The following is an 11,166-nucleotide window of genomic DNA, read 5'->3' as shown; positions in this document are numbered from 1 at the left end:
GCTGGAACAAATCCGATACCTAATTACACGCGTGTAATACGAAGACGTCAAGCTGTTTCGGCATCCTATAGAGTCAACTCCTCAGAACCCGTGCACGCCACGCCCGGATTTTCGGCCTCATCGTCGGCGCGTCGCAGTTGCGCTGTCCCGCCTGGAATCATCTTCCATCCGCCTTCGGGCGGAGAACTGCCCGGGGCAGGCGCACGCTGTCCCCGTACTCCACAGAAAAGAGCTCCCCATGCCCGACCAGATCTCCGTTCCCGCCATACTGTCCACGCTGCGCACGCGTCAGGCGACCTCCCCCGCACTGACCTGGTACGGCCCGGACTCGGAACGGATTGAACTTTCCGGCAAAGTGCTGGACAACTGGATCGCTAAAACGTCCAACCTGCTGGTGGACGAACTCGACGCCGAACCCGGGATCCGTCTTCTGCTGGACCTTCCGGTGCACTGGAAAACCCTGGTGTGGGCACTGGCAGCGTGGCAGACCGGATGCACGGTGATTTTGGGCAATAACCCGTCCAATTCCGCGGCTGCGCCGGATATTACGGTCACCGCGTCGCAGGAGTCGCTGGACACGGTGGAAGGAACAGTCGTGGCGGTGGACCTGGGAGCGTTGGCGCTGCGTTTCTCGGGTACCCTCCCCGCTGCCGCGGTGGACTACGCGGCGGAAGTCCGCAGCTACGCGGACACGTACATGGCGGGCGATGAAGCCGGCGAGGATTTCACGGCGCTGCACAGTTCACTGGGAGCCGGGCTGACGCTGACTTACGGGCAGCTCGCGGAAGCAGCCGACGGCGGCTCCGCGCAGACACTGCTGATTCCGGCGTCGGCGGATCTTCCGTCCGTCCTGGCGGCCTCACTCCGTACGTGGGCCGCCGGCGGCAGCGTGGTCCTTGCTGCTGCGGAAGTGGAGATCACCGAGCGGCTGCTCGCTGCCGAGAAAATTACGGGGCGGCTGGAGGCGTAGGCTCCGCAGCCAGGCGCGGGTTGCCTGCCTCGTTGCCGGGCTTGTTGGCGGGCACACCGGATGCGGGGGCGGGCTTCCTGGTGCCGTCGTCGAGCAGTTCATGGTCGTCTTGGAACCCGGGCTCTTCGTCCAGGGCCGCGTTGAAGACCCAGAACCGGTAGGCGAAGAACCGGAGAATGGTGGCTACGCCAATGCCCACGATTCCGGCAAAGCCAAGCCACTTGGCATCCGTGATGCCCATAGGATACTGGGCAACCCAGGTGAAACCGCTGGAGATGACAATGCCCACGCCGTTGATGATGAGGAACAGAACCAGCTCGCGGGTCACATTGTTCTGGCGGCGGCGCCGAAAGGTCCAGAACCGGTTGGCCACCCAGGAGAACAGGGTTGCCGCAGAGGCACTGATGAGCCTTGCCTTGGTGGCGCTTCCCTCCAGGACACCGTGGTAGAGCAACCACCACAGGCCGTTGTCCACAACAAAGGCGAATGCGCCCACAGTGCCGAACTTCGCTACTTCCCGCCAGAACAACGAGGCTAGGCCTCTGATGCGCGCAGACAGTGATGAAAACATGTTCCTCCGAGGCCGTTGGTGCGCCGCCGGCCGGGATTGCCGAAGCTGGACACAGTAACCCGCCGCACGTGGAAAGGCAGACGGTAAGACACAATATTACCCCCGTAGTGTGGGAGTTCCCTGAGGGTGCAGCCGCTGGACCGTCCTGCGAAAAGGATTTGTGGTCTCTTTTCGGTAACCTAATGTCGTGAGCTTTCCTATAATTGGCGTTGTCGGCGGTGGCCAGCTGGCCCGGATGATGGCCCCCGCAGCAGTGGCCCTTGGTTTCGAACTCCGCGTTCTGGCTGAAGGGCCCGATGTTTCCGCCGTACCCGCCGTTGTCCGTTCAACGGTCGGGGACTACACCGATCTGGAAACGCTGAGCGTGTTCGCCTCCGGGGTGGACGTACTGACCTTTGACCATGAACACGTCCCCGGAGAGCACCTGCACGCCCTTGCCGCCGCGGGCGTCAACGTGCAGCCCTCCCCCGAAGCCCTCATCCATGCCCAGGACAAGCTGGTGATGCGGGCGGCCATTGACCGGCTGGGCCTGCCCAACCCGCGCTGGGCGCCCGTGTCCGGCGTCGCGGATCTGGTGGATTTCGGAAAGGCCGCAGGCTGGCCCGTGGTCCTGAAGACCCCGCGCGGAGGTTATGACGGCAAGGGCGTACGGATCATCAATGATGCCGAAGAGGCGGCCGGAGCTGCAGACTGGTTCACCGGTGAACCGCTGCTGGCCGAGGAGAAGGTCCCCTTCAGCCGCGAACTTTCCGCCCTGGTGGCCCGGACCCCGCAGGGCAGCTCCCTGCCCTGGCCCGTGGTGCACTCCATCCAGGTGGACGGCGTCTGCGACGAAGTCATTGCCCCGGCCCAGGACCTGGACCCCCGGGTCGCGGCGGCCGCACAGGAGGCCGCGCTGCGGATCGCCGATGAACTGGGCGTCACCGGCGTGATGGCCGTGGAGCTGTTCGAAACACCCGGACGCGGCGCCGGCTTCCTCATCAACGAACTGGCAATGCGCCCCCACAATTCCGGGCACTGGACCATGGACGGCTCCGTCACCGGACAGTTCGAGCAGCACTTGCGGGCCGTCCTGGACCTCCCGCTGGGCGCAACGGATGTCCTGGGCGGCGTCGTCGTCATGAAGAACTACCTTGGCGGTGCCAACCTGGATCTGTTCAGCAGCTATGCTCAGGCACTGGCTGCCGAACCGGCGGCCAAAATCCACAACTACGGCAAGTCGGTCCGGCCGGGCCGCAAGATCGGGCATGTCAACGTAGTGGGCCGCAGCGCTGCGGACCTGCCCCAGGTGCGCCGCAGCGCTGAACATGCTGCGGCCATCCTCCGTGACGGCACCGATTCCTTGAAGGAGAACTAAATGAGCAGCCGCGACACCCCCCTGGTAGGACTCGTCATGGGCTCTGACTCCGACTGGCCCGTCATGGACGCAGCAGCGGCAGCCCTCGCCGAGTTCGGAATTCCGTATGAGGCCGACGTCGTATCCGCCCACCGGATGCCCACGGAAATGATCGAGTACGGCCAGCAGGCACACCGCCGCGGGCTGCGGGTCATTATCGCCGGAGCCGGCGGCGCAGCCCACCTGCCGGGCATGCTCGCTGCCGTTACCCCCCTTCCGGTCATCGGTGTTCCGGTTCCCCTGAAATACCTCGACGGCATGGATTCCCTGCTGTCCATCGTGCAGATGCCCGCCGGTGTGCCGGTGGCAACCGTGTCCATCGGCGGAGCCCGGAACGCCGGACTGCTGGCTGTACGGATGCTGGCGGCCGGCACGGATCCCCTGGCAGCCAAGCTGCAGCAGCAGCTGCTGGAGTTCGCGTCCGGACTGCGCCAGACCGCCCTGGCCAAGGGTGCCAATCTGCGCACCTCAGTCACCGGCAGCGACTAGGGCCCGCGCATGGATCCGAGGAACAGAGAGAATGACGGCGCCGGCCTGCTGACGGATCCCGTGCGGAATCCGCAGTCGGCACCGCCGCACACCCGCACCAAGCGGGCGTTCATCCTGCTGCTGCTCACGCTGGTGCTGCCCGGATCCGCCCAGGTTGTGGCCGGAAACCGCCGGCTGGGCAGGCGGGCCCTGCAGGTGACGTTCACGGTCTGGGCCCTGGTCATCGCCGCACTGGTGCTGGCCATGACCAACCGGATCATGCTGGTGAACCTTGTCACCAACGGCTGGACGTCTTTTGCCCTGATGGTGGTCCTGGGCCTGCTGGCCGTGGGCTGGGCCCTGCTGTTCCTGAACACGCTGCGCATCATCCGCCCGCCCCTGCTGGAGAGGCGGATGCGTCCCGTGATTGCCGGGCTGCTGGCCCTCCTGGTGGTCGGCACCAGCGGCGGGCTGGCTTACAGTGCCTACATGCTCAACGTCGGCCGCCACGCTGTGGGCAGCATCTTCGCCTCCGGCCCGTCGCTGGATCCGGTGGACGGCCGCTACAACTTCATGCTGATGGGCGGCGACGCCGGTGAGGACCGGACAGGCCTGCGCCCGGACAGCATGTCCGTGATCAGCGTGGATGCCAAGACCGGCAAGTCCATCACTTTCAGTCTTCCCCGCAACTTCCAGAACGCGCCGTTCCCGGCTGATTCGCCGCTGGCCGAGGTGTATCCGGACGGCTACAACTGCGGTGACGAGTGCATCCTCAACAGCCTCTACCAGACGGTCATGGAAAACTATCCGGACCTCTATCCGGGCTCTGCCGACCCGGGTGCCGAAGCCATGATGGATGCAGCTTCCGGCATCCTGGACCTGGAGGTCCAGGCCTACGTCATCGTGGATATGGAAGGCTTCTCCAAGCTCATTGACGCCATGGGCGGCATCACCATCGACGTCGGAGGCTGGGTTCCGATCACCGCCGGGGAAATCCCCGGCACCAACCGGCACTATCCCCCCGACGGCTGGATTGCTCCGGGCACGCAGAAAATGGACGGCTACACGGCGCTTTGGTACGCCCGATCGCGGGAATTTGTCACCGACTACCACCGGATTGCCCGGCAGCAGTGCGTACAGCAGGCCATGGTGGCCCAACTGGACCCCGCCACGCTTCTGACCCGCTTCCAGGCCATCGCCTCCGCCGGAGAGCAGATCGTCAAGACGGACCTTCCGCAGGATCAGCTCGGCAGTTTCCTTGACCTGGCCCTCAAGGCCAAGGGCCAGCCGATGGAGCGTCTCACCATCGGCCCGCCCGACTTCGGCACCGCTGCGGACAATTTTGTCACCTACCCGGACTTTGACCAGATCCATGCCCGTGTGGCCGGGATGATCTCCGGCCAGGCTGCGGAACCGGAACCGGCTGCACCCGCCGAGGCTCCTGCGGAGGAAGCACCTGCTGAGGAAGCACCCGCCGATGACAGCGGTGCCCCCGCACCGGAGGCCGGCACGGACACCGGCGCCGATATTGGCACGGAAACCGGTGAGCTGGCGGATCCGGGGGCCGGTGCAGCCGAGCAGCCCGAAATCACCCAGGAGTATCTGCAGTACCTGGCTGAAATCCAGGATGATGCCACTCTGGGAACCCTGCTCAGCAACAATGGGAACTGCAGCCCGGGATAGCACTGCCACACCTGATGACCGCCGAAAAGAGAGCCATGTATCTGCTGAACAACACCCTCCGGCCCTACGCCTGGGGATCGGTAACCGCCATGGCGGAACTTTTTGGCCGGGAGCCCTCCGGTGATCCGGAAGCTGAGCTGTGGATCGGCGCCCACCCGGGTGCGCCGTCGGCCCTGGTGCCGCCGGTGCCGGACGCGCAGACCCTGGACGAGCTGATCGCGGCGGATCCGCAGCAGATGCTCGGCCGGGAGACGGCGGCCGCCTTCGGCGGAGTCCTGCCCTTCCTTGCCAAGGTCCTGGCCGCGGGATCCCCGCTGTCCCTGCAGGTCCACCCCACCCGGGAGCAGGCGCAGGCCGGTTTTGCCGCCGAGGAGGCCGCGGGTCTGGACCGCGGTGCCTCGGACCGCAACTATAAGGACGAGAACCACAAGCCGGAAATGATCTTCGCGCTGACGCCGTTCGAAGCACTCTGCGGCTTCCGCGAACCGGATGAGGCGGCGGAGATCTTCCGGACCGTGGTCCGCGCAGTTTCCACGCAGAACAGCGGGGTTCCGGAGTTGCTGACCTGGGCGGTAAATGAGCTCTCCAGCGGCCATCCCGCACCGGACCGTCTGCAGCGTGTCTTCCGTGCCCTGATCGACGGCGGCGAAGAGGTGCGCGAAGCTGTCCGTTTGGCCGCCGCCGCCCTCGATGCCGCCGGCACCGGTGACAGTTCAGCCGCCTCCGCCGCCCCCGCCGACGGAGAGCCCGCGCCGTACGCGAAGGAACTGGCCACAGCCGTGGAGCTGAACGCCTACTACCCCGGCGACCCCGGGGTGCTGCTGTCCCTGCTGCTGAACCGCGCGTCCCTGCAGCCCGGCGAGGCGGTCTATCTGCCAGCGGGCAACGTCCACGCCTACCTCAGCGGCCTGGGCATTGAGGTGATGGCATCCTCGGACAATGTGCTGCGCGGCGGACTGACCCCCAAGCACGTGGACGTCCCGGAACTGCTCAAAACGGTGGATTTCCGGCCTCTGGGCATCCCCGCGCTGAAACCGGTGTTCACCCAGATGGGACAGGAGCTCTACCGTCCCCCGTTCGCGGAGTTCATGCTGCAGCGGATCGAACTGGAACAACGGGCACAGGACACCGGCGAGGGCTATTCCTCCGCTGCGTCCATGTCCGGATCCGATGTGTCGGTGCTGCAAAACGGGCCAACCGTGGTGATCGTGGTGCGGGGCACCGTGGTCCTGGATTCCCCCAAGGGCGACCTCGTGCTGGAGACCGGCCAAAGCGCGTTCATCCCGGCCGCCGAAGCGCCGGTCATCGCCAAGCTGTCAGCACATTCGGCCCAGCATGACGACGGCGCCCTCGCTTTCGCCGTGACTGTGGGCTCCACGGACGCGGACCTGCCCGACCCCGCGGCCCCGCGCCTGGACATCTAGCTCGGCTCCGTCCCGCGCAAAGAGCACCTGCTGGACACCCGACGGGCGAGGAAACCCTACCGGCGGATCTTCGCCTTGGCTGCTCCGGCCAGTCCGCGCAGCTTCCGCAGGCCGTTCTTGGCCAGCGGCAGGGCCGTGGTGAAGACCGGGTACAGCGGAGAGAGCGGCTTGTCCCAGGTCCCGGCCAGCTGGTTCTCGTGCTTGGCCCAGCCCATCTTGAACTTGGACACGCCGTCATTGAGCAGTCCGTTGAAGTCGTAGCGGGTGATTCCGCGTTCCTTCATCTCCTGAATGGCGTGCCACTTCAGCGCATAGTTGGCGCGCAGGTGCTCGCCCTGTTCGGTCATGCCGCCGTAGAGCTCAAAGGAGGTGTATGCGCTGGTGGACAGCCACAGGAAGGCGACGACGTCGTTCCCGCTGAACGCCGCGTACACGGGCGAGTCCTCGCCCAGGTTGTCGAAGATGTCCAGGTAGTAGCCGTCTTCGTGGATGCCGAACCCGGCGCGCTCGGCGGTCTGCTTGTACACCGCCAGGCACTGGGGAATCTCGTCCCGCGTCACGCGGCGGTACTCCAGCGCCTCGCGGCCGGACTTGCGGATGTACTGGCGGTGTTTCTTGGACATGTCCGCGAGCAGTTCGTCCTCGGTCCGGGAAAGATCCAGGATCAGGGTGCGGCCAATCAGGATGGTATTGGGGGAAGCCTTGAACCCGGCGCCGGGCAGACCGGCGGCGATCTCGCCGTCGGCGTCCCAATCCGGTTCAATGCTCAGGGCCACGGGGCCATGGGCCCCCTTGACGTAATCGCTAACGGCCCCAAGGATTTCCAGCTCACGTCCGGGAACAGACTGCGGGCCGCGCGGGATGTAGGCGAGTGCCTTGAACGGGAACGGCAGCCGGCGCAGCAGCACCTGCGCGGCGCCCACCACCTTGCCGCCGTCGTCCTCGATCAGCAGCCGGTCCACGCTCCAGTTGTGTTCAGCCTTGGTCTTGCCCCAGCCCCACAACTGCTGCGGATGTCCGTTGAAGCTGTTGACGGCTTCGTTCCAGCGGGCGGAATCGGAACAGGGTGTAACGCGCAGTGTCATGCTTTCCAGCCTACCGGGGGTTGCCGAAGCTCCCGGCGCGCCTCCCCTGTGGTCCCGGCCACTTGTTACGCTCGACTATGACTACTTCAACCCCAGGCACCCGTTCCCCGGCCTCGCGAGGAAATGATCTTGCCCGGCAGCTAACGGTCACGGTCTGCTACGTCATCTGCATAGTCGGTTCCGTCATCGGGGTGGGCGTGTTTGGCGGCACGCCCATCGCCGAGGCGGCCGGCGGCGCACTGAACGCTGACGCCACCTATCTGGCCCCTGCCAGCGGTGCCTTCTCCATCTGGTCCGTGATTTACACCGGCCTGGGCTTGTACACCATCTGGCAGTGGCTGCCGTCCCAGCGGTCCTCCGAACGCCAGCGGTCCCTGGGCTGGCTGGTCGCCGCTTCGCTGGTCCTGAACGCCGCGTGGATCCTGACGGTCCAGGCCGGCTGGGTGGCCGTGAGCGTGCTGGTCATCGTGGCCCTGCTCGCGGTCCTCGCGGTCTGCTTCGCCCGCTACTCCCGGACGCCGGCGGCCAACTGGATTGAGGCCATTGCCGTGGACGGAACCCTGGGCCTGTATCTGGGCTGGGTGGCGGTGGCCACCTGCGCCAACACTGCCGCAGCCCTAACCGACGCCGGTTTCGACGGCTTTGATCTCGCCCCGGAAGTCTGGTCCGTCGGTATCTTGGCCGTCGTCGCGGCCATTGGCGTGGCCCTGGCAGCCTTCGGCCGCGGACGGCTGGCCCCTGCAGCCGCGCTGTCCTGGGGCCTGTCATGGATTGCCGTGTCCCGCCTCAACGGCGAACTGCTCTCCACCGGAACAGCCATTGCCGCGATTGCCGCGGCCGCCGTCGTCGCCCTTGCCGCTATTGTGTACCGGGTCATTGGCCGCAACCGGATTCCCGCCGCCGCGGCGGCATCCGGCGCATACCGGTAACCAGCCGCCGGGCAGCAAAAAGCCCCGGAATAGGTTCCGGGGCTTCGTCTCGCTGGTGGGCTGCTGCCTACTTCAGGCGGGCGTAGGACTCCCACTTGTGTGACTGGTGCTCGCCGTCCACCACACGGATGGTTCCGGACTTGGAACGCATCACGATGGACTGCGTAAGCACACGGTCCTTGCTGTAGCGCACGCCGCGGACCAGATCGCCGTCGGTGATGCCGGTGGCCGCGAAGTAGCAGTTGTCGCTGGTGACCAGGTCATTGGTGGTCATGACGCGGTCCAGGTCGTGGCCGGCGTCGATCGCCTTCTGCTTCTCCTCATCCGAGGTGGGCCACAGCCGGCCCTGGATGACGCCGCCGAGGGTCTTGATGGCGCAGGCCGTGATGATGCCTTCGGGGGTGCCGCCGATACCCATCAGGGCGTCGACGTCGGTGCCCTCGCGGGCCGCTGCGATGCCGCCGGCAACGTCGCCGTCCATCAGCATCCGGGTGCGGGCACCGGCGTCGCGGATTTCCTGCACCAGGGGCTTGTGGCGGTCCCGGTCCAGGATCATCACGTTCAACTGGTTGATCTTCTTGCCCTTGGCCTTGGCGATCAGGTGCAGGTTCTGCTTGACCGGCAGGCGCAGGTCCACCATGTCGGCGGCTTCGGGGCCGGTGATCAGTTTTTCCATGTAGAACACGGCGGAGGGGTCAAACATGGTGCCGCGCTCGGCCACGGCCAGTACGGCCACGGCGTTGTTGAGGCCCAGTGCCGTCAGGCGGGTGCCGTCGATCGGGTCCACTGCGACGTCGCAGAGGGCGCCGGTGCCGTCACCGACGTGCTCGCCGTTGTACAGCATGGGGGCTTCGTCTTTTTCGCCTTCACCAATGACCACGACGCCGTTGAAGTGCACCGTGGAGATCAGGGAACGCATGGCGTCGACGGCGGCGCCGTCGGCCGCGTTCTTGTCGCCGAAGCCCACCCAGTGGCCGCCGGCAATGGCGGCCGCCTCGGTGACCCGGACCAGTTCCAGGGCCAGGTTCCGGTCCGGCTCGTCGTCGCCTACTGCCAGGGCGGGGGAAAGTGTGGAGTACTGAGCGCCTTTGGACACGTCTAACCTCATCTTCGAAATTTCGATGCGAACCGCTTGGCGATTAACCAAAAACGGATGATCCTTGCTCCGATCATAGTCGGTGTGGCCTGCACCACCGCCAACCGCGCCACATTTGGCCTGTTGCGTTGACCGGCCCGACTAGGAGTTGCAGGCCCGGATAAGCGATCATGGAAAGGTGAGTGAGCAGCAGCAGGACCAAGAGACGCCCGTAACCCCGGTACTGACCCAGAAGCAGGCCAAGCGTGCCAATGCCACGGTGATCGGCATGTTGATCGCGACCGGCATTACGGTGCTGCTGGTCCTGATTCCGGTGCTGCTGAACCCCGCCCCCAAGATGCAGGTCCGCAGTGTCGACGTAAAGGCAACCGCGTCGCAGGCGGCCGGAGATGCCGGGTACGCCCCCCTTGCGCCGGATCTGCCCGAGGGCTGGAGCGCCAATTACGCCCGCTGGGAAGCGACCGGCAGCGCCGGCGTTCCCGTTTGGGAAGTGGGTTACGTCACCCCGGGCATGGAATTTATCCGCCTTTCCGAGACCGGTGCCGGCAACCCCACCTGGATTGCCCAGACCTCCGGCGATGCGAAGGTTGCCGGAGAGCGCACTGCCGGCGGACAGACCTGGGAGCTGCGGGACTCAGCGGACGGCAAGGCCAGCATGGTGCTGGAGCTGAACGGCTTGACCGTGGTCCTCACGGGCGAAGCAGATCTTGCCGAGTTTGATGTCCTCGCAGAAGCGGTAGTCAGCGACCTTAGTAATGATTAACTGCCCGGTGCGGTGCCGGGGTTACGCTAAGACCTGTGAATGAACCCAGCGCATCAGCAATAACCCCGGCCCAGGCATGGCAGACGCTGCATGAAGGCAATGCCCGCTTCGTCGCCGGACAGTCCTCGCATCCCAACCAAGACGCCAGCAGGCGCAGCTCCCTCGTCCACGAGCAGAACCCTTTTGCCGTCATCTTCGGCTGTTCCGATTCCCGGCTCGCGGCTGAAATCATCTTCGATCTCGGTCTCGGCGACGCCTTTGTGATCCGCACGGCCGGCCAGGTGATCGACGACGCCGTCCTCGGCTCCCTGGAGTACAGCGTCGCCAAGCTCGGCGTGCCGCTCATTGTGGTGCTGGGCCATGACAGCTGCGGGGCGGTGACCGAGGCCAAGCGCACGGTGGACACGGGCGAGATGCCCGGCGGGCACCTGCGCAACCTCGTGGAACGGATCACACCCTCCGTCCTCGCTGCCCAGCGCAACGGACTCACCGAGGTCAACGACATGGTGGTGGAGCACACCAAGCAGACCGCCGCACGCCTGGTCGAAAGTTCCTCCATCATTTCCGCAGCCGTCGAGGAAGGCCGCACCGCAGTCATCGGTGTCTCCTACCGGCTGGCCGAAGGCGCAGCAGACCTGGTCTCCGGGTACGGCGCCCTCACCCACCCCGCCGTCGTGCGTTCCCCCGCTTCCTGACCCGAGCAACCCCCGACCGTGGCGCCGGGGACGGAACGAGAGCGGCGTCACCGGACGACCGCGCGTTTCTGCCCCGGTGCCCTCGG

The 11,166-nt window shown here is 65.9% G+C and carries 11 protein-coding genes; 8 read left to right on the top strand and 3 right to left on the bottom strand.

Features of this window, described 5'->3' with window-relative positions:
• Positions 1-238 precede the first annotated feature (238 nt).
• Complete coding sequence (locus CXR00_RS14200; RefSeq protein WP_258060488.1) at positions 239-970, top strand: TIGR03089 family protein; 732 nt, start codon at positions 239-241, stop codon at positions 968-970.
• On the opposite strand, the gene CXR00_RS14195 is transcribed toward CXR00_RS14200, so the two are convergent.
• Positions 948-1,541, bottom strand: a complete 594-nt coding sequence (locus CXR00_RS14195) for a GtrA family protein (protein WP_104055192.1) — start codon at positions 1,539-1,541, stop codon at positions 948-950. The genes CXR00_RS14200 and CXR00_RS14195 overlap by 23 nt on opposite strands.
• Before the next feature lie 187 nt (positions 1,542-1,728).
• Here CXR00_RS14195 and CXR00_RS14190 point away from each other — a divergent pair, with 187 nt between their 5' ends.
• From CXR00_RS14190 to manA, 4 genes are read left to right on the top strand one after another with little or no spacing between them, the layout of a single operon-like run.
• A complete protein-coding gene (locus CXR00_RS14190; RefSeq protein WP_104055191.1) occupies positions 1,729-2,898 on the top strand; it encodes a 5-(carboxyamino)imidazole ribonucleotide synthase in 1,170 nt (389 codons plus the stop codon).
• Complete coding sequence (gene purE / locus CXR00_RS14185) at positions 2,899-3,426, top strand: 5-(carboxyamino)imidazole ribonucleotide mutase (protein WP_104055190.1); 528 nt, start codon at positions 2,899-2,901, stop codon at positions 3,424-3,426.
• A 9-nt stretch (positions 3,427-3,435) separates the two neighbouring features.
• Positions 3,436-5,088, top strand: a complete 1,653-nt coding sequence (locus CXR00_RS14180) for an LCP family protein (protein ID WP_104055189.1) — start codon at positions 3,436-3,438, stop codon at positions 5,086-5,088.
• A gap of 35 nt (positions 5,089-5,123) precedes the next feature.
• On the top strand, positions 5,124-6,512 hold the full coding sequence (gene manA, locus CXR00_RS14175; RefSeq protein WP_104055526.1) for a mannose-6-phosphate isomerase, class I: 1,389 nt from the start codon (positions 5,124-5,126) through the stop codon (positions 6,510-6,512).
• Positions 6,513-6,568: 56 nt separating this feature from the next.
• Here manA and CXR00_RS14170 read toward each other — a convergent pair whose 3' ends face one another.
• Positions 6,569-7,597 carry a peptidoglycan bridge formation glycyltransferase FemA/FemB family protein gene (locus CXR00_RS14170; RefSeq protein ID WP_104055188.1) on the bottom strand — a complete coding sequence of 343 codons (1,029 nt, stop codon included), beginning with the start codon at positions 7,595-7,597 and terminating at the stop codon, positions 6,569-6,571.
• 77 nt (positions 7,598-7,674) lie between these two features.
• Here CXR00_RS14170 and CXR00_RS14165 point away from each other — a divergent pair, with 77 nt between their 5' ends.
• A complete protein-coding gene (locus CXR00_RS14165) occupies positions 7,675-8,526 on the top strand; it encodes a TspO/MBR family protein (RefSeq protein WP_104055187.1) in 852 nt (283 codons plus the stop codon).
• Between the two features lie 67 nt (positions 8,527-8,593).
• Here CXR00_RS14165 and glpX read toward each other — a convergent pair whose 3' ends face one another.
• Entirely contained in the window at positions 8,594-9,634 is a 1,041-nt protein-coding gene (glpX, locus tag CXR00_RS14160; protein ID WP_104055186.1) for a class II fructose-bisphosphatase, read from the bottom strand.
• Between the two features lie 166 nt (positions 9,635-9,800).
• Here glpX and CXR00_RS14155 point away from each other — a divergent pair, with 166 nt between their 5' ends.
• Both CXR00_RS14155 and CXR00_RS14150 read left to right on the top strand, forming a co-directional pair.
• Positions 9,801-10,385: a DUF4245 domain-containing protein gene (locus tag CXR00_RS14155; RefSeq protein ID WP_258060103.1), complete on the top strand. Its 585-nt coding sequence runs from the start codon at positions 9,801-9,803 to the stop codon at positions 10,383-10,385.
• A gap of 35 nt (positions 10,386-10,420) precedes the next feature.
• The gene (locus tag CXR00_RS14150) at positions 10,421-11,080 is read left to right on the top strand and encodes a carbonic anhydrase (protein ID WP_104055185.1); all 660 of its coding nucleotides are present in this window, start codon (positions 10,421-10,423) and stop codon (positions 11,078-11,080) included.
• The last annotated feature ends 86 nt before the right edge of the window (positions 11,081-11,166 follow it).

Source organism: Arthrobacter sp. 9E16 (genome assembly GCF_002929435.1).
GTDB classification, from domain to species: Bacteria; Actinomycetota; Actinomycetes; order Actinomycetales; family Micrococcaceae; genus Arthrobacter_B; species Arthrobacter_B sunyaminii.
The sequence above is the reverse complement of the archived record's forward strand: the minus strand, read 5'-3'. Positions and strand labels throughout refer to the sequence as shown.